Origin of the sequence: Metabacillus sp. YM-086, from assembly GCF_048059995.1 — a bacterium.
GTDB classification, from domain to species: domain Bacteria; phylum Bacillota; class Bacilli; order Bacillales; family Bacillaceae; genus Metabacillus; species Metabacillus litoralis_B.
On record NZ_JBLUOI010000058.1, the window covers coordinates 12,536 to 31,296 of the forward strand.

The 18,761-nt window shown below is 35.2% G+C and carries 16 protein-coding genes, 1 pseudogene and 2 other annotated features; all 17 genes and pseudogenes read left to right on the forward strand.

Annotated features, from left to right (window positions below; translation table 11 throughout):
• Positions 1-308: 308 nt before the first annotated feature.
• Positions 309-1,943 (forward strand): cytochrome c biogenesis protein ResB, encoded by a 1,635-nt coding sequence (gene resB / locus ACEWK1_RS20210; RefSeq protein ID WP_098796526.1) that lies wholly within the window; start codon positions 309-311, stop codon positions 1,941-1,943.
• A 13-nt stretch (positions 1,944-1,956) separates the two neighbouring features.
• Positions 1,957-3,132 (forward strand): c-type cytochrome biogenesis protein CcsB, encoded by a 1,176-nt coding sequence (gene ccsB / locus ACEWK1_RS20215; protein WP_098796525.1) that lies wholly within the window; start codon positions 1,957-1,959, stop codon positions 3,130-3,132.
• Between the two features lie 98 nt (positions 3,133-3,230).
• Complete coding sequence (gene resA / locus ACEWK1_RS20220) at positions 3,231-3,758, forward strand: thiol-disulfide oxidoreductase ResA (protein ID WP_098796524.1); 528 nt, start codon at positions 3,231-3,233, stop codon at positions 3,756-3,758.
• A 29-nt stretch (positions 3,759-3,787) separates the two neighbouring features.
• Positions 3,788-4,495, forward strand: coding sequence for a cytochrome c biogenesis CcdA family protein (locus ACEWK1_RS20225; protein ID WP_098796523.1), 708 nt, complete (start codon positions 3,788-3,790; stop codon positions 4,493-4,495).
• 104 nt (positions 4,496-4,599) lie between these two features.
• Positions 4,600-4,812: a hypothetical protein gene (locus ACEWK1_RS20230; protein WP_098796522.1), complete on the forward strand. Its 213-nt coding sequence runs from the start codon at positions 4,600-4,602 to the stop codon at positions 4,810-4,812.
• A 303-nt stretch (positions 4,813-5,115) separates the two neighbouring features.
• Positions 5,116-5,802, forward strand: a complete 687-nt coding sequence (locus tag ACEWK1_RS20235; RefSeq protein WP_098796521.1) for a DsbA family protein — start codon at positions 5,116-5,118, stop codon at positions 5,800-5,802.
• Between the two features lie 5 nt (positions 5,803-5,807).
• Positions 5,808-6,221, forward strand: coding sequence for a disulfide oxidoreductase (locus ACEWK1_RS20240; protein ID WP_098796520.1), 414 nt, complete (start codon positions 5,808-5,810; stop codon positions 6,219-6,221).
• A 1,255-nt stretch (positions 6,222-7,476) separates the two neighbouring features.
• Positions 7,477-9,045, forward strand: a complete 1,569-nt coding sequence (locus tag ACEWK1_RS20245; RefSeq protein WP_098796519.1) for an N-acetylmuramoyl-L-alanine amidase — start codon at positions 7,477-7,479, stop codon at positions 9,043-9,045.
• A gap of 62 nt (positions 9,046-9,107) precedes the next feature.
• Positions 9,108-9,491, forward strand: a sequence feature (23S ribosomal RNA rRNA prediction is too short).
• Positions 9,492-9,499: 8 nt separating this feature from the next.
• Positions 9,500-9,710: a sequence feature (23S ribosomal RNA rRNA prediction is too short), on the forward strand.
• Positions 9,711-11,130: 1,420 nt separating this feature from the next.
• Positions 11,131-11,448 carry an ArsR/SmtB family transcription factor gene (locus tag ACEWK1_RS20250; RefSeq protein WP_098796518.1) on the forward strand — a complete coding sequence of 106 codons (318 nt, stop codon included), beginning with the start codon at positions 11,131-11,133 and terminating at the stop codon, positions 11,446-11,448.
• A gap of 684 nt (positions 11,449-12,132) precedes the next feature.
• Positions 12,133-12,348 (forward strand): annotated as a pseudogene (locus ACEWK1_RS20255) (Tn3 family transposase); the annotation flags it as partial.
• Between the two features lie 659 nt (positions 12,349-13,007).
• Entirely contained in the window at positions 13,008-13,889 is an 882-nt protein-coding gene (gene qoxA / locus ACEWK1_RS20260) for a cytochrome aa3 quinol oxidase subunit II (protein ID WP_098796517.1), read from the forward strand.
• A gap of 74 nt (positions 13,890-13,963) precedes the next feature.
• The gene (gene qoxB / locus ACEWK1_RS20265) at positions 13,964-15,904 is read left to right on the forward strand and encodes a cytochrome aa3 quinol oxidase subunit I (protein ID WP_098796516.1); all 1,941 of its coding nucleotides are present in this window, start codon (positions 13,964-13,966) and stop codon (positions 15,902-15,904) included.
• A gap of 3 nt (positions 15,905-15,907) precedes the next feature.
• The gene (qoxC, locus tag ACEWK1_RS20270) at positions 15,908-16,504 is read left to right on the forward strand and encodes a cytochrome aa3 quinol oxidase subunit III (RefSeq protein WP_098796515.1); all 597 of its coding nucleotides are present in this window, start codon (positions 15,908-15,910) and stop codon (positions 16,502-16,504) included.
• Between the two features lie 2 nt (positions 16,505-16,506).
• Positions 16,507-16,788 carry a cytochrome aa3 quinol oxidase subunit IV gene (gene qoxD, locus ACEWK1_RS20275; protein ID WP_098796514.1) on the forward strand — a complete coding sequence of 94 codons (282 nt, stop codon included), beginning with the start codon at positions 16,507-16,509 and terminating at the stop codon, positions 16,786-16,788.
• Between the two features lie 351 nt (positions 16,789-17,139).
• The gene (gene mobQ / locus ACEWK1_RS20280; protein ID WP_251406581.1) at positions 17,140-17,655 is read left to right on the forward strand and encodes a MobQ family relaxase; all 516 of its coding nucleotides are present in this window, start codon (positions 17,140-17,142) and stop codon (positions 17,653-17,655) included.
• 42 nt (positions 17,656-17,697) lie between these two features.
• A complete protein-coding gene (locus ACEWK1_RS20285) occupies positions 17,698-18,450 on the forward strand; it encodes a hypothetical protein (RefSeq protein WP_212138014.1) in 753 nt (250 codons plus the stop codon).
• A gap of 10 nt (positions 18,451-18,460) precedes the next feature.
• The coding region (locus tag ACEWK1_RS20290) for a hypothetical protein (RefSeq protein ID WP_416636591.1) at positions 18,461-18,761 on the forward strand (301 nt) is incomplete at its 3' end.

The window sequence follows — 18,761 nt, forward strand, 5'->3', positions numbered from 1 at the left end:
ATGTACTATATCCATCCACTATTTTCCTCGAGTTAACTAGAAATAAGGAGGAAGTGAGATAAGTGCATCTTGAATTCTTTTGTTTAAGGATTACAATGTTAGCTACTGTACTACATAAGTTTTGGCAAGCCCATAGAACATTTAGGTGTGGAAAGCCATTACAGCTGTCTTTCTCACGGGTGGATTTTTGCTAAAAGATTACGATTTCTATTCTTTTACAGCTCGGTATTTTTTAGTATGAAGCGTTACTGTGTATTGCTAGTGTTCTTGCCATTGAATAAAGTAATAAATCGTTAGGAGTTTTTGTGATGAAACATGTAGAATGTGAATGTGGTCATGCCAATCCACATGGAACAGTACTTTGTGAATCATGTGGGAAACAATTTCAGGAGGATACACCAAACAAATCATTTGATATGTGTTATGAAGGAAGTGCAAGGCGGTCACAAACGTATAAAAAGTCAGTTGTCGATAAAATTTGGAACTTTTTCTCATCCGTTAAAGTAGGGGTTTGGATAATTGTTCTTCTTTTAATTGCTTCCGCAATTGGAACAATTTTTCCTCAAGAGATGTATATTCCCCCAACTGTTGTCCCACAAGAGTTTTATAAAGATGAATATGGATTTCTTGGACAAATGTATTATGAATTAGGTTTTCACAATCTGTATGGTTCATGGTGGTATTTTTTATTAATAGCATCTCTTGGAGTTTCACTTGTAATCGCAAGTTTGGATCGGTTTATTCCATTGTATCGCGCTTTAAAAAAACAAGGGATTACACGTCATGAAAGCTTCATGCGCAGACAACGCCTCTTTAGTGAAACAAATGTGGAAGAGAATATTGATGAACAGCTAGATTCCGTAATATCCAAATTGGAGAAAAAACGTTACCGTGTTCGTAAAGAAAATGGAAATATTCTAGCCGAGAAAGATCGGTTTTCACGATGGGGCCCTTATGTAAACCATATCGGACTTATTATCTTCCTAATTGGGGGGATGCTGAGATTTGTTCCAGGAATGTACGTAGATGAAATGCTTTGGATTCGTGACGGTGAAACAGCTATTATTCCAGGAACCAATGGAAAATACTATTTAAGCAGTGACAAGTTTATTATGGAAACCTATCAAAAAGAACAAGAAGATAAAGTTTTCGCAAATACTCTTTCACGAGTTGGAGATGGAAGTATCGTCAAAAACTTTCAAACAAATGTTACTTTGTATGAGCGAAAAGGTGAAATAATTCACGGGGCAGAACCTGAACTTAAGAAAATAAAAGATGAACAAATCAGAGTTAATTACCCCTTAAAACATGATTCATATGCTTTTTATCAAACGTCTTATAAATTAAATGAGCTAAATAAGTTTATTTTTAGTTTAGTAGATAAAGTGACAGAAAAAAGTTTTGGTCAGATAACAGTAGATTTGCTGGAACCAAAGAAGGAGTATGATTTAGGTAATGGGTATAGAGTTAAAATTACAACTTATTTACCTAACTTTTATTTTAATAATGAAGGTATACCTGATACAAAAAACCGAGTTCCCGACAATCCAGCATTTGTATTTAACATGATATCCCCTGAGAATCCACAAGGTGAAAAAAGCTTTGTTGCCATTCAAAAAACAATTGAACCAGACGGGGAAAATCAATTAAAAATGAAATTTGAAGGTGTAGAAACGAAAAACCTGTCAGCCCTTACAGTTCGGAAAGATCATACGTTATGGTTTCTTGGTCTAGGAGGAGCTATTTTCATGATTGGAGTTATTCAAGGTATGTATTGGAATCATAGGCGTATATGGATTAGACGGAATGGTGAAAGCATATTAATTGCGGGACATACAAATAAAAATTGGTACGGAATTCGAAATGAAATGAACAGTTTTTTAAAAGAAACCTGCATTCAAGAACTAACCGATCAAACAAACGAGAAAGTCCAAAATTCGTAAAGGAGGAGAAGATGTGGTATCTCTTAGCAGTAACTTACTGTATGCAGCATTCTTACTATATCTAATTGCAACATTTCTATTTGGAGGAGCCATTCGAGATAAGAGAAAGCAATACGAAAAGCCAAGCAAATGGGCGAAATTCGCAATAACTGTCACCATTTTAGGCTTTATCACTCATCTCGGTTATTTTGTCACAAGATGGATTGCTTCTGGACATGCACCGGTAAGCAATATGTTCGAGTTTATAACGGCATTTTCTATGATGTTTGTATTAGCATTCATCATCCTTTATTTTTTATATAAAGTAGCCATTTTAGGTTTGTTCACTTTACCAATTACATTATTAATTATTGCTTATGCAAGCATGTTCCCAACAGACATTTCTCCTTTAATACCAGCATTGCAAACGGATTGGCTTGCCATCCATGTAACAACAACGGCACTAGGTTCGGCAATTTTAGCCAGTAGTTTCATTGCAGGTGTCATTTATTTACTTCGTTCTGTTGATCAGACGAAACGCTCAAAGGAAACTTTTTGGCTAGAGGTTGTCATGTACACGATTGTGGCAACACTTGCTTTTGTAATTATTACAAGTGTTTTCAGAGGAATGGAGTATGAAGCCGTCTATAAATGGGTTGATAAAAATGATCAAGAGGTTGAAATGACATATAATCTACCTTCAATTGTAGGACCGAATCAAGGTGAATTACTTACAAAAGGTAAAATGGAAGCTATTGTTGAGATACCAGCTATTATCGCCGCAGGAAAATTAAACACAGTCATCTGGTCTGCTGTAACAGGCTTATTATTATATGGGGGGTTAAGACTGATTTTAAGAAAAAGAATTTCTGCAGCTCTTCAGCCATTAACGAAAAACATTAAACTTGATTTGGTTGACGAAATTGGATACAGATCCGTAGCGATAGGTTTTCCAATATTCACTTTGGGAGCGCTCATTTTTGCGATGATCTGGGCTCAAATTGCATGGACACGTTTTTGGGGATGGGATCCAAAGGAAGTATGGGCCTTGATAACCTGGTTATTTTATGCTGCGTATTTACATTTGCGACTTTCTAAGGGCTGGCAGGGTGAGAAATCAGCATGGCTCGGAGTCATAGGTTTTGGAATTATTATTTTCAACCTAATTTTCGTTAACCTTATTATTGCCGGCCTACATTCTTATGCCTAATAGAGTAAACGAAAAGGTTTATTTGAAAATAATTAATTTAGGACACTAGGTTGCTAATGTAATATGTCGATATTTAAGAGTTAAAAAGGAGAATTCATATGAAAAATAAACGAAATAGAACTATTATTCGGTTTAGTCTCTTACTGATTATGATTTCAGCCATAGCTTACACTCTTTATCAGAATTTCTTCACTGAAAAAACTCGAGTTCAAGTAGGGGATCGAGCACCCGACTTTGTGCTTGAAGATATGAAGGGAAATAAAGTTCAGCTGTCTAATTTGAATGGAAAAGGTGTTTTCTTAAATTTTTGGGGGACATGGTGTAAACCGTGCGAGAAAGAAATGCCTTATATGGAAAGACAGTATAATCACTTTAAAAATCTTGGTGTAGAAACATTGGCTGTTAATATTGCAGAAAGTGACGTTGCAATTGAAGCTTTTGTCAATAAACATGACCTTACATTTACTATTCTAAAAGATAAAGACCGATCTGTTACCGAAGCCTATGATATTACCCCAATTCCGACTACGTTTTTAATTGATAAAAATGGAAAAATAGTAAAAGTGATAACAGGAAGTATGACGGAAAGAGATATTGCAAACTATATGGAACTTATTAAACCATAGTATTTAATTTAACGTTGGGTGGTATCATTTTGGAACAGCTAAACTTATTTCTAGCGTTTGGGGCCGGTTTTTTATCGTTTTTATCTCCTTGTACATTACCTTTGTATCCTGCCTTTCTCTCTTATATTACTGGAGCATCCTTAAATGATCTAAAAAAGGAAAAAGGTATTTTCAAAAGAAAAGCGATTGTGCATACCATCTTGTTTTTAGTTGGTTTTTCAATCATTTTTTTAGCATTAGGCCTATCTACTTCTTTTATTGGTACGTTTTTTAGTGAGTATCAGGATTTACTAAGGCAATTGGGTGCCATTATTATGGTGTTCTTTGGCTTAGTTATTACTGGCGCTCTTAAACTTGATTTCTTACTTTCTGATAAGAAAATTCAATTTCAAAAGAGACCTTCAGGTTACACCGGATCTATTTTAATAGGTATGGGGTTTGCAGCTGGATGGACGCCTTGTACAGGGCCTATCCTTGCAGGTGTCATTGCATTAGGTGTAACAGACCCAGGAAAAGGGCTATTATACATGCTTTTCTATGTCTTAGGTTTCTCTATTCCTTTTCTAGTCATGTCATTATTTATCGATAAGATGAATTTTCTTAAGAAAAGAAGTTCAACGTTTATGTTTATTGGTGGTATTTTAATGATCATCATGGGAGTATTGTTGTATTTTAATATGATGACAAAAATTATTGCCGTCTTAACTAGTTTATTCGGCGGGTTTACTGGATTTTAATGTAATAAACTAATATAAATCCATGTCAAAAGCCATAAAAGCTATAAATAAGATTTTAAAAGAATTTGTCATTCTTATGACCAATTTTCACCAGAAGGAGTTTATTGAAGATTACAATTCCTGCGATATTAATCATTTTTTTCTTATCAGCATCTGTTCAAAACACAAACACAGCGAGCGAACCAACCATTATTGAAGCTCGTGTTACTTATGGAAAAGATAATGTTCAAGATGTAAAAGTGGATTTTGAGGTATGGGAAGACGGGGAAAAAGACCATGAGATGATAAATGATGAAAATAAAGGAGATGGGATTTAACAATAAACTTTGATGCAGGAACCTATAACGTATTGCTCATACCTATGCAAAAGATATGCACACGATGCCTAAGCTTCAATTTAAAATAAAACATTTATAATGAGAAGGGGAGAATTATTTCACCTTCCTTATTGTGAAAGACTACTAGTTGATTTTTAGTATTATAAATGTGTAAGTTCTTAACAATTAATTTGTGAAAAGTATTTGAATAAATCCGGTAACCCCTTTAAAATTCAATATTAAATGTTAGAATTACTTGAATAGTATTAAAATTGGCTAAAAAACAAATAGAAAGGTAATATAATGGCTAAAAATAGAACAAATTCACCCTTTAAATTTGCAGTTATTCTCACTTTAGTAATTTTCACTTTATTGTCATCTCTGGTTGTTTTTAATAATATGAAGTCTGATACAAACAATAATGTTAGCTTTGATAAGCAACCATCCATAGAGGGGCAGCCTACATTAGGTAAGTCTGATGCTCCAGTAACAGTTGTCGAATTTGGTGATTTTAAATGTCCTGCTTGTAAAGAGTGGGGAGAAACGATTTTCCCTCAATTAGTAAAAGAATACGTTGATACTGGAAAAGTGAAATTCTCCTTTATAAATACTTTGTTTCATGGGGAAGAATCTAATTTAGGTTCCTTAGCAGCAGAATCAGTATTTGACCAAAACCCCGATGCTTATTGGGATTTTCACAAAGGACTTTTTATAGAACAACCAAGTGAAAACCATGATGCATTATGGATAACCAAAGAAAAAATTCTTGAGGTAGCATCTAAAAATGTTCCTAATATTGATTTAGAAAGATTAAAATCAGATATTCAACAACAATCAAAGATAGAAGAAATAAATCGTGATACTAAATTAGTAAAAGAGTTTAAAGTAGAATTGACACCGACTATAATGGTGAATGGAACAATGCTTGAAGATCCTTTTGACTACGAAAAAATTAAGAGCCTTATAGAAAAAGAAATAGAAGGTAAGTAATAATTATGGTAAGTATTAGACAGTATTCTATATATATAGCTTGGTTAGTCTCAATTGTGGCAACGTTGGGAAGTCTTTATTTTAGTGAAATACGTGGATTTGTACCATGTGAATTATGTTGGTATCAACGTATTTTAATGTACCCATTAACCTTAATACTTGGAATTGGAACATTTCAAAATGATGTTTCCGTAAAAAAATTTGTTTTACCAATGGCTATAACTGGTTGGTGTATTTCCCTTTTTCATTATTTGGAACAAAAAGTTCCTGGATTTGCGGAAATCAAGCCTTGTACCAACGGTGTTCCTTGCAATGCTGAATACATTAATTGGTTTGGTTTTATTACTATTCCATTTTTGGCATTAACTGCTTTTTCTCTTATAATTGTGTTTATGTTATTGGCAAAATCAAATAAATAGAGATCATTTAATACAGAGAGAGGTCATCATTCCTCTCTTTTTTTGTTTGCCAGGCATGGCAACAGTCTAGGAGGTGAAATTCCACTGTGGGGATGGATATACACATAGACTAACCACTAATGAAGCGCAAGGTACAAGACCTAGTAATACTAGTGGAGTTTCCTCTGCAACAACTCCAGCACTGATAAATGTAACGATAGAGATCCAATTATCAATTTAAATCTATAATAATTTGTTAGAGGAACTAAATTAACCACCATTTCCCTTTTAAGGTAAATGATTCTTCTGCAGATGTAATAGGAGAAAAAGAGAGAAGGTAAACGAATTGTAGATAAGACTAGACCAAAAAACTAATCTAAAATTTCTTTATCCGACTTCAAACTTCAAAAACCATTTTAGTTTAACTTGAATAATTTAAATACTGATTCCTTCAGTTTAATCAAATAGGAAATCGACTTTTTTAATTGACTAGCTTGCTTTGTTGGCTGTATCCATTTGTTATAGATAAGTTTTATAACATCTTAGAAGTTTTGAGATATCTTGCTATTTTTCTTTGTCCACAGTTAAACCTAGTGCTTAGAGAACATAATGCTCTAAGCATTATTGCTGCAGCACCAAAGATATCAATTCTTGACTTCTAAATGGAAATTTATAAAGGGTAGTTAATAGTTGGATAACATAGTAATGAGAAGGACAAATACCCAATATCCGCCATCATCTTAACTATATCTCACTGTACTTGGCTTCCCTTTCTAACATAAATATTTGCTTTTCTGGTTTTCTGTGAACTTCTGCTGGACCTATAAAGGAACTATATAGAATGGTTTTGTGATGGCTAGTGTATTAATATAGATTGAAACATAAAAAAGGCCACTATTTAATTTTATAATAGTTACCTATCACCTATCACGGAACATCCATTTTAAATAAATTAAATCTGAAAAACTGATAAAATTGGAATTAAGCTACGAAAAGTATACTTATGATACTATCAAAACCTAATTTATTTATATTTAGGCTCTATTATTTACCGAATTTCAATTAAGCCTTTAGTAACTTATGTTTTTGAATGTGGGGGGTTAACAAACCTATACTACCTATATGATTCTTAATATAACTTAATTGTTTCTGAATTGAAAAAAAGTATAAATGAACTTGATTTTTGGTGAAATTACCTATTACAAAGTGGTGTTTTTTTCAGTAAAATATATTATAGGGAATTTTATTAAAACAAAATACGTTAGGAGTAAAATTGATGAAGAACAGGTTAACCTGTTTCGTTCCTTTTCTCTCAATCTTGTTTATCATTCTTGGCTGTTATTCACCATCTGATGTATCAGCAGCAACTTCTTATGATCAAGTAGAGAAGTTAGTAAACGAAGCAGTAACAGAAGCGGAGAACCTTGAACCTTATTACCGTATTAAGTCTTTAAAAGGTATTGGTGTTTCCACTTCATTCTCAGAGAAATACGATCAAACTCTAGCATCTATTAATGATGCTCAAGCTTCGATTTACACATTGAGTGATTCAAGAAAAAAACAATTGCAAGAAAAACTGAATTGGGCAAATGAATTACGCCTTCGTGCTGCGTATTTTATTGACAGCTCAAAGCACGGAGCTATTCTCCGTCAGTATTTAGCAGAGTTTGAAGCAGCAATCAGTAAGGGAAGCATTAGTCAGGTTGATCGTCTATATGACAGGTATTCTACTAAGATTAGGAAAGTGGAAGAAACAATTGGTAAGGTTTATGGACCTACCTCTCGTAAAGTGATGTTGGATTATTACATAACTCCTTCTAAAATAGCAAAAGAGCGTGTCATCTACGAGGTTTCGCACTATCGATTACTTAACAAAATAAGTTCGCAAATACAACAAAAGCAGCTCTCAGATGCTAACTCAAACTTTGGTGTATTGAGTAGGCTGAAAAGAAGAGCGATCGAGATTAAACAAGCTGGTGGTTATGCTAGCTTACCAAGTACAATTAATCAAACGTTGGTTCAAATGGAAGCAACCAATAAAAAGAATTATGATAGCGCAAAGGGTAGCTCAGGAGATCCTAGTACCGCTCCTGTCCAAGCTGTTGTAACAGCGAGTGCTTTAAATGTTCGTTCAGAGCCAACCGTTGATTCAGATGTTGTGGGTAAACTATATAATGGAGACGTTATTACCGTTTATGAATTTGTTGGTGATTGGGCAAAAACGAAGATTAATAATAAAGTGTGTTATGTGCATAAAAACTACTTGGTTATAGGTTCTACTGAACAACCTGGAGACTCTTTGTTATCAGGAAAAGTTATTGCTGTGGACCCTGGACACGGAGATCATGACCCAGGCGCATTAGGTTTTGGTCTTCAAGAGAAAGACATTGTTCTTGATGTTGCATTGAAGCTTCAGAAGTTGCTTGAAGCTGAAGGTGCAAAGGTAGTCATGACTAGAACAAATAACACATTTATCAAGCTTGCAGACCGTGCAACGATTGCTAATAATGCTAAAGCTGATATTTTTATCAGCTTACACATAAACTCGGCAGGAAGTGAAGCCGCACATGGTACGGAAACATATTGGAATAACAATTATCAAAGCACTGAAAGTAAAAAGCTTGCCGAAAAGATCCAAAAGAGATTAATAGAAAAGCTTGGAACAAACAACCGTGGTGTAAAAGAAGCAAACTTCTACGTAATCAAAAACACCACAATGCCAAGCGTCCTAGCTGAACTCGGATTCATATCCAACGAAGCCGAAGCAGCCAAACTAAAAACAAGCCAATTCCGTGAAAATGCAGCTGAAGCTGTATTGCTTGGGGTGTTGGATTATTATGAGTAGAAAGAGAGTGGGGATTGTAGTATCTGTAGTCAACTCCCAATTTGTTAGAAACAGATATTTTCGACAAAATGACTATATTTGACCTTAAACCTAAACAGAGTTTAGGCAATCATCAAGCTAAAGGATTTTACTGGGGACATAAGAATCCCTCATTATGGATGAGAACCATTCGTAGAGTGTAACGGCACAAGGTAGATTGACTAAGAGATCAGTTGAGCTTAATGAAGTGCTTCCCTCATGAAAGGGCCATCTCTTAACGGTTTAAATATACCCCGTGATAGCAGGTTTATCTCCCTAAGAGAATCTACATCGACGGAGAGGTTTGGTGATTCGATGTGGGCTCATCGCATCCTGGGGCTGCATTCAGTCCCAAGGGTTGGGCTGTTGCCCATCAAAGTAGTATGCGAGCAGGGGTCAGAACATCGTGAGACAGTTCGGTCACTATCCTTCATAACGTAGGGATTTTAACCAGATGTCTTACTAATCCATAGCTGGGTAGCTATGTGCAAAGGGATAAGTGCTGAAAGGCATCTAAGCATGAAGCCCCCTCAAGATGAGATTTACCATAGCGTTAAGCTTGTAAGATCAATGGAAGTTGATCAGGTTGATTGGTCTGAGGTGGAAGGGGGGCCGACACGTGGAGCTGACAGATACTAATCTATCGAGGACCTAACCTGAAAATTGTGAGTAGTTATCTAGTTTTGAAGGAATACACCTCTAACTTTTTGTACTGTTGGAAGTTTCCCCCTGTGAGAATATGATGTCTCCAAGTAAAAAGAGGAAAAAGATCAGTAGAGATACGAGGGCACTGAAAAACTTACGATTTTATATTTTATTTCAAGGATCCTAAACGAAAAAGGCGACTATCCACTCATTTTTAGACAGATAGTCGCCTTTCTTATAGACTACTTACTTTTTTCCATTCAATAAGGCGATAATTCATTTTAAATTAACGCAAATATTGTTATTGCCGCTTGCATTTCAGTGCTTAATCAACCCGAGAAGACCGAAGAATCTAAGTTACTCCGTTTCAGGGATAGGTCATCGTTGAAAGGAGGAGTAACCTATACGAGAAGCAAAACCGTTAGTATTGCAAAGAACGCAGTAATGATTCCATTTGAGCGAGTATAAGCAAAAAAGAGACATATGGTATTGATGAAAAATCTATTGAAAGTTTCGAACTATACTTTAAAAATTAACCCTGTGGAATCTTATGTCTACAGGAGGCTATTCTCAAAAAAAAGTAAAAATAGTAGCTATTTCCAAGAGGAATGGTGGAACAAGAACACTTGGAATTCTTACAGTCGAAGACTGAGTGGCACAGAATATTGCGAAACTATATTTTGAACCAACAGAGAGAAATTGTTTTATGAAGATTTCTTATGGATACCGACCAAAATAAATCGCCAATTCATGCGATCGAGGCTACAAGAAAAGAGGTTGGAGGAAATACATGGTGTTAGAGTTCGATATTAAAGGACTGTTTGAAATCCAGATTTCAATTGTTTGAATTGGAGCTGTTGGAGCTGAACTTTGAAAAAAGAAAATTGTCTATCCAGTTCCTTCGAATCTATTTCTTCATTATACACTTGAATCCGATTGAAACAAGCCAAATATCGATGATGATTGGAAATTGAACTATTCGACTATTTCTTTAGATTTTCTATACACTTTTCGAACAAGCACTCAAAGAATAAATGTGGAAAATTCTATACAAACTTCTTGACGGCTATTGCCGATAAAGCAAACAGAAAATAAGTGAGACGTTGGCTATTACAGCTCAAAGTAGATAAAACTCTGCAGGATATTTTCAACATGTTTAATATGAAAAGCCAAGGATGGATTAATTCGGACATTCAGAAAATAAAACTGTCATTTTTTCCATTTGCAAAAGCAGTTTGGATTTTTCTACGTAACGAAGCTATACGATAAATTATTTTATTATCAATGTCATATTTATAGTCTATTCTAGCTAGGACCATAACTTTTATCTTAATCCAAATTATCCCCGTTCCAAAAGTGTTGGAAATTGTTTTCATCTGCAATCTTATTGACATTTAGAAATTTATTAGATAATTTTATATCATGGAAAATCAAATAGAGATATTTAAAGCATTGGCCAACAAAACAAGAGTAGAAATATTGAAATGGCTGAAGGACCCTATTCAACATTTTGATAAAGAATCTTCGTATCTTATAAGAAGTATAAATGAAAAGGGAGGAGTATGTGTAAGGGATATCCAGGAAAAAGCAAATATGTCACAATCTACTATAGCACACTATTTACGAATGATGAAGAAAGTGGGCCTTCTTGAATCTGAATATCACGGTCAATGGACATATTACCGAAGAAATGAGGATACAATAAGAGCAGTTGCCTATTATATGAAAAATCACCTTTAAAGGGTTGTTGTAAAAGAGGGCTGACTCTAGTCGGTAAAAACGTTAGAGTCAGCTTTTTCTTTATATATTCTCCTATTTTTGCTTCCTTCTTTGCTTGTTTCTGTTTCTGGTTTACGTTGAAAACTTGGATACTTACTTTACACATATTTATCTTTTGCACAGAATACTTTGCCATAGTAAGCAATCAGGGGATTAACTCCCTTAGCTTAGCTCGATTGCATTGCTCTAGTAGTTCCATGTGGGTTTTAAAACACCCAGGATTACAAGTACATTAATAAGGACTAATTACTGTGATGAATTGGCCTTCCATTCCCATCTAGACATTATATCCTGCATTTAGCTGTCCATATCCCATAGATTTATCTTTCTTCATCTGTCTTAGTATAAGAATGCACAGAAATGAACGTTTAAGCATGTAAATTTTTAAAATTCCGCTTTATTACAACCAAAGTACTATGATCAATTATGTACATCCTTAGAGAGGCAAAAATGTACATTTCTATTTAGTCATTTATAGTCTTAGAAATACTAATCCGTTACCGAATAACGTCTATTAATCTAAATACTTATCTTTAGGGGTACAGTAAGGAAAATACGGATTAACAATGATTAACATGACGGTTCCCCCATTTTTACAACGTAAAGAATGTTTTAGTTCTTAAAGAATCTAATGAGATTCTTTAAGAACTAAAATGGTATACTCCTAAGAATCAATTACAAAGAGTAAGTTCCTTAAACATAATTCTCAAAACTATTAGTATCTCAAATACCTTACATCTAACAAAAGCAGTTGAATAGCAAAAAAGGGTTCAGGTAGTTTTAGTATAAAAATTTCTGCACCGTATGTCCCCTCTAGGTTTGGAACATATTAATTTACTAGCCAAACTGTTTTGTCCATAATATGTAGCTAGTTTCTTATAATAAAGAATAAAGAAACTGTTTCTTTCCTTTTCGAGTGAGATAATTGCAATTCAATCTAATCTTCTTTAATGACCTCTGTGTACTTATTTGTCTACGTAAAATTTCTTTCAATTTTGGATATCACTTGCCTTATCTATTGTAAATAGTTTTGAATCTGATAAATCTCTCATTCATTGAGCAAATCTATATCCTAATAAATGGGTCAATTCAAATATTGTCTCTATAATCTTCTTTTTACGGTCAGTATCATGGTGCAACAAAGCATCATAAACATAAATCGGAACCAGTATGAATAATCTTCGTTTTGATCACTAGTGAAATGTTAGCATAGTAGCTCCTTTCTGTGTTTGAGGTCTTTTCTAGCAAGTTTTGGTACTCTCCTTAGCTATTAAAGCCTTCTCCCTAAATAGGGAGAATTCATCTCATAAAAGTGAACAATTTGTGATCAATATATAACGGAAAAGTGTCTAATAGTTGAACATTACATGAAACATAATTTTAAGTACTATCTTATATTAGGTCGTCTGATATGATGAGTTTGTTGATCTTGTATGATCTTTCATATGTAGGTTTCTTACTATGCTGATATAGTTATAGAGAGAAGCTCAAGCTATGTGAAGGAAAGAAAGGAGTATTATATGAAATTGAAATGGACTTTGTTCACAATTATGGTTTCCATTGCTGCCTTATTATCAGGATGTGAACCTTTAAAGATTTTAGATCCTAAAGGACCACAGGCTGAAAGACTAGCAAGTGACATTTTACTATCAATGGGGATTATGGTGTTTATCGTTCTTGTTGTTTTAGGACTATTAATTTATATGTTAGTAAAATATCGTGCTTCTAAAATGCCCGTTGATTACGAGCCACCACATATTCATGGGAATGCATGGGTTGAAGCAATTTGTGTAGGTGTACCAATTATTATTGTTACTTACCTTTCTTTTGTATCTGTAGAAAGTAACTATATTGTTGAGGCTCAGCCAAAAGGGTATGAGGATAAAGAGCCATTAGTTGTTTATGCATCATCATCTAACTGGAAATGGCACTTTAGTTATCCAGAAGAAAATATTGAAACAGTGAATTACCTATATTTACCAACAGATCGACCACTTGAATTTAAGCTTTATTCATACGGTCCTATTACGAGCTTCTGGATTCCACAGCTTGCTGGACAAAAGTATGCTATGAACGCCCATGTTACTACTCTTTATGCTGCAGCTGATGAACAAGGTGAATATATGGGGAGAAATTCAAATTTTAGTGGTGAAGGATTTGCTGAGAACACATTTAATGTAAGTGTAATGAGTCAAAAGAAATTTGATGAGTGGGTAGAGGAAGTGAAAAAAACAGCAGAACCTCTTACCGAACCAGAGTTCACAAAATTATTAGAACCAGGACACCTAGGTCAATTGACATATACTGGAACACACTTAGGGTTTTCACCACCTCCAAACATGGAAGGCATGGAAGAAATGGAAGACATGGAAGACATGGAAGGCATGGATATGACCAATTAGGTTTAATTACTGGATAGATTTTTCAAACGAACTCTTAACACCAATAATTTTTTCGAAAGGAGTAATAAAAACGTATGGATTTCTTTGATCGTTTTGCAGTACCTAATCCAAGTTTTGCAATTTATGCATCGATGGTTGCTATTGGTTTAACTGTGATTGCAACTCTTGTTGGATTAACATATTTTAAAAAATGGGGTTATCTATGGCGTGAATGGATAACAACTGTTGACCATAAACGAATAGGTATTATGTATTTAATTTCAGCGTTAATTATGCTATTCCGTGGTGGCGTGGATGCGATCATGATGCGTGCACAGCTTGCTGTACCTGATAATACTTTGTTGAGTTCACAACACTATAATGAAATATTCACAACTCATGGAGTTGTTATGATCCTATTTATGGCGATGCCATTTATTATGTTTTTCATGAACTTAGTTATTCCGTTACAAATTGGGGCTCGTGATGTGGCATTTCCTCGTTTGAACGCATTAAGTTTCTGGTTGTTCTTTATGGGAGCAATGTTATTTAATATCTCATTCGTTGTTGGGGGATCACCGGATGCAGGTTGGACATCTTATTTCCCACTTGCCAACGAATTTAGTGAGTCTGTTGGAACAAACTATTATATGATCGCCATCCAAATTGCGGGTATTGGGACCCTCATGACGGGGATTAATTTTATTACGACGATCATGAAAATGAGAGCACCTGGCATGACATTAATGAAAATGCCAATGTTCACCTGGTCTTCACTAATTGCAAATGTAATTATTGTTTTCGCATTCCCTGTTTTAACAGTTTTACTTGCGATGGGAACGATGGACCGTTTATTTGGAACACATTTCTTCACTCTAGATAACGGTGGTATGGCCATGCTCTGGGCAAACATATTCTGGGTTTGGGGACATCCCGAAGTGTATATCTTGATTTTACCAGCATTCGGCCTTTACAGTGAGATTATTTCAACATTCTCAGGACGTAACCTTTATGGATATAAATCCATGGTTTGGTCAATGGTGTTAATTTCACTTCTTTCTTTCTTAGTATGGGCGCACCACTTCTTCACTATGGGACAAGGTGCTTTTACAAACAGTATTTTCTCAGTCTCGACAATGATCATTGCTGTCCCTACAGGGGTTAAGATCTTTAACTGGTTGCTTACACTAAGAAAAGGTAAAATCCGAATGACAACGCCAATGCTGTATTCCATGCTATTTATCCCACTTTTCACATTAGGTGGAGTAACCGGAGTTATGCTAGCAATGTCTGCTGCAGACTATCAATACCATAATACAATGTTCTTAGTAGCACACTTCCACAATGTTATTATTCCTGGTGTTGTGTATGCTATGCTTGCAGGTTTAACATATTACTGGCCAAAAATGTTCGGTTTCATGCTAAATGAGCGTATTGGAAAATGGACTGCTTGGATACTTTCTATTGGATTTGTTTTAGCATTTATTCCAATGTATATCACAGGTTTAGATGGTCAAGTGCGTCGTAGCTTCACATATTCAGAGTCTACTGGTTTCGGTCCACTAAACATGGTGTCATTTATTGGTGCTGCGATTATGGCAATTGGATTTGTGTTAATTGTTTATAACATTTACTACAGTATTCGTTACGCTCCAAGAAATATTGGTTCAGATCCTTGGGATGCACGTACACTTGAGTGGGCAACACACACTCCAGTTCCAGAATACAATTTTGCTATTGTACCAGAAGTTAAATCTAGTGAGGCGTTCTGGGATGCAAAGAAACATGGTCATGAGTTATTTAAAGGTGATATAAAGAAAATTCATATGCCAAATAACAGTGGTATGCCGTTCCTTATGAGTTGCGTGTTCTTTGTATGGGGCTTCTCATTCATATTTAGTCTATGGATTCCAGCAATCATTGCAACAATTGGTATCTTTATCTTTATGACATTACGTTCATTCGAAAAAGATCATGGTCGTTATATTTCTGTAAAAGAAATCAAAGAAACTGAATCAGAAATGCGAGGTGCTTAAGAAATGAAAATTGATAACTCGCTACCACTAGAATATAGTACGGAGGAAAACCGTTTAAAGATATTTGGATTTTGGATTTTTCTAGGTGCGGAAATTATGTTGTTTGCAACACTTTTCGCTTCATATTTTACACTATATGATCGAACGGGAACTGGTCCCGATGGAGCAGAAATCTTCCAAATTACTCCCGTGATGATTGAAACATTCTTGCTTTTAACAAGTAGTTTCACAGTTGGTCTTGGTATTCATGCGATGCGCCTTGGTCGAGTGAAGGCGATGATTAATTTCTTTATTGTTACACTTCTTCTTGGGTTAGGATTCTTAGGCATTGAGATCTATGAATTCGTAACATTTGTTCATGAAGGGGCAGGCATAGGTACGAGTGCATTTACGTCAGTTTTATTAACAACGCTTGGCACTCACGGTGCTCACGTAATGCTTGGATTATTCTGGGGATTATTCATTGTTATTCAAGTTATAAAGCGTGGGTTAACTCCAGAGAACGCTAATAAAGCATTTATTTTCAGTTTGTACTGGCATTTCCTTGATGTTATGTGGATCTTTATCTTCAGCTTCATCTACTTGAAAGGAATGATGTAAAGATGAGTGAATTATTTCCGATGAAACAAGTAATGGGATATGTCTTTTCTCTAGTGCTTACGGTTGTTGCACTTGGTATTTACTTCTTCGATATGTCGTTTGCAGTTGGGATGACAGTCTTGCTAATAACAGCATTTTTACAAGCAGGCCTCCAGTTAGTCGTATTTATGCACGCGGGTGAAACTGAAGATAAAGCAGCTATTTATGCTAATGTATATTACGGAGTAATTATTGCTTTAGTTACCATATTTGGTACACTGTTAATAATGGTGTGGGATATGTAAAACAAGGTACGACTCGTTATGAGTCAAACTTCAGATTTTAGACAAAAGGCATTCGGAGTGATTTTATTCCGAGTGCCTTTTTTAATTCTAACTTTTTCCGCCCAAATTCTTTTGTGAAGATACCTTCTAAACAAATATTTTCACCAACTGTTGACCTTGCAAAAGTCCTTTAATATAGAAGGAGACTAATAGGACTAGAGTCAGTCCTTTATCACTTAGGGCCTATCGGCGAAGCCAAAACAGAAAAGTAACCACCTTCGGTACTTCCTTTTCCGTTTCGGTCAAAATAGTATTCGCGTAGCGACGAAAGAGAGGTGAGAATCATGGCTATCTATCATTTTTGCACAGGTTATTTCAAGAGGGAAGGGGCAATCTGCTGTTGCTTCTGCTTCTTATCGTTCAGGTGAACGGTTAACAGATGAACGTACCGGTGAAATGAAATTTTATCGTAGAGAAGTTCAACCAGATACTATGATTCTTGCCCCTCAAAATTCTCCTGAATGGGTTCGTGATCGGGAGCGTCTTTGGAATGAAGTCGAGCAATCTGAAAAGAGGAAAGACGCACGATTAGCAAGAGAAATCAATATTGCTTTACCTAGGGAGTTAAGCAATGACCAACAAAAAGAATTAATTAAAAACTATGTTCAAGAACAGTTCGTAAATAAAGGCATGATAGCTGATATTGCGATACATAGAGACGATAAAGAAAATCCTCATGCTCATGTGATGTTAACTACAAGAGAAATCTCAGCTGATGGATTCGGTCCGAAAAATCGTGACTGGAACAAGAAAGAAATGCTTGAACAATGGCGTGAGGAATGGGCGAATCATGCAAATAAAGCATTAGAAAAAGAGGGGATTCAATAACGAATTTCACACCTTTCGCATGAAGCACGCGGACTTGAACAGATGCCTACTGTTCATCTTGGCCACGTAGCTCATGAGATGGAAAAGCGTGGTGCCCGTACGGAAAAAGGAGATTTAAACCGTGATCGTCAGGAATACAACGCTCTTGTTGTGGATCTTCAAAAGTACCGTGAAGAAAAACAAGCACTTGAACAAGAAAAAGCTCGCCAGCAAGATCAACAACAAAAAGCTCAACAATTTAATACTTCTGCAGAGCGTGTAGACTTGAAAAATGCCACAAAAATTCTGAAGGATGAACCTTCTTTTGAGAACATCACGAAAAGACGTGAACAGCTTGATAAGTGGGATGAACGATTAAATAAAAATGACAGCTATATTCGTTGGAAAGATGAGACGATCAGAAAGGCTTCAGAACATTTCGGATGGATTGACTCTTTCGAAAAACAGATTCAAGAAGCTGAAAAGAGAATTGAGAGTATTAATTGGCTTAATCCATTGAAATTAAAAGAAAATCGAAACATAAAAGAGAAAGCTGAACAAGATATTTCGAAAGCAAGAACCGAAATTAAATTCCATGATGAAAAATTGAATTATCACCGTGATAAGCTTAGTTTCAATAACAAAATAGAATTTAACCAGGTTAAAACACAACATGAAGTAGAACTTCCAGGATTCCTGGAGAAAAACAAAAACACTCGTCAATACATCCGTTCTGAACGTGATGTTCTTCAGAAAGCCGAGAATGCCCTTGAAAATGCTTTTATTCGTCAAGTGGCTTCTTTTTTTTTATCCTAAACGTCCTGAAATGCGTTATATCAGCTTTAAAACAGCTAAGAATCTTGTAGAGGTTAATTCTAAATACGGTAAAGGCAAGACTGTTCCAATCGAGAATATTAAAAAGACTGTAAATAACCGAAAGCAAGAGATTGAAAGATTAAATAAAGAGATTGCTCGTGTTAATCGTAACCAGTCACGCTTGCAGCGTGCCGAAGGTTATTTGAAAAATTACGAAAAACACCAAGCGATTGTTGAAAAATATGAAAACAATCCATTTTTAAAAGGCAAAATGCTTATTTCTAAATCAGCAAAACAAGAGTATGATCGTG

What these genes read in the sequence shown, in the direction of transcription:
- qoxD (WP_098796514.1), top strand. Translation starts at nt 16,507, where the DNA reads ATGAGTGAATTATTTCCGATGAAACAAGTAATGGGATATGTCTTTTCT.
- resB (WP_098796526.1), top strand. Translation starts at nt 309, where the DNA reads ATGAAACATGTAGAATGTGAATGTGGTCATGCCAATCCACATGGAACA.
- ACEWK1_RS20240 (WP_098796520.1), top strand. Translation starts at nt 5,808, where the DNA reads ATGGTAAGTATTAGACAGTATTCTATATATATAGCTTGGTTAGTCTCA.
- qoxA (WP_098796517.1), top strand. Translation starts at nt 13,008, where the DNA reads ATGAAATTGAAATGGACTTTGTTCACAATTATGGTTTCCATTGCTGCC.
- resA (WP_098796524.1), top strand. Translation starts at nt 3,231, where the DNA reads ATGAAAAATAAACGAAATAGAACTATTATTCGGTTTAGTCTCTTACTG.
- qoxB (WP_098796516.1), top strand. Translation starts at nt 13,964, where the DNA reads ATGGATTTCTTTGATCGTTTTGCAGTACCTAATCCAAGTTTTGCAATT.
- ACEWK1_RS20235 (WP_098796521.1), top strand. Translation starts at nt 5,116, where the DNA reads ATGGCTAAAAATAGAACAAATTCACCCTTTAAATTTGCAGTTATTCTC.
- ACEWK1_RS20250 (WP_098796518.1), top strand. Translation starts at nt 11,131, where the DNA reads ATGGAAAATCAAATAGAGATATTTAAAGCATTGGCCAACAAAACAAGA.
- qoxC (WP_098796515.1), top strand. Translation starts at nt 15,908, where the DNA reads ATGAAAATTGATAACTCGCTACCACTAGAATATAGTACGGAGGAAAAC.
- ACEWK1_RS20285 (WP_212138014.1), top strand. Translation starts at nt 17,698, where the DNA reads ATGCCTACTGTTCATCTTGGCCACGTAGCTCATGAGATGGAAAAGCGT.
- ACEWK1_RS20245 (WP_098796519.1), top strand. Translation starts at nt 7,477, where the DNA reads ATGAAGAACAGGTTAACCTGTTTCGTTCCTTTTCTCTCAATCTTGTTT.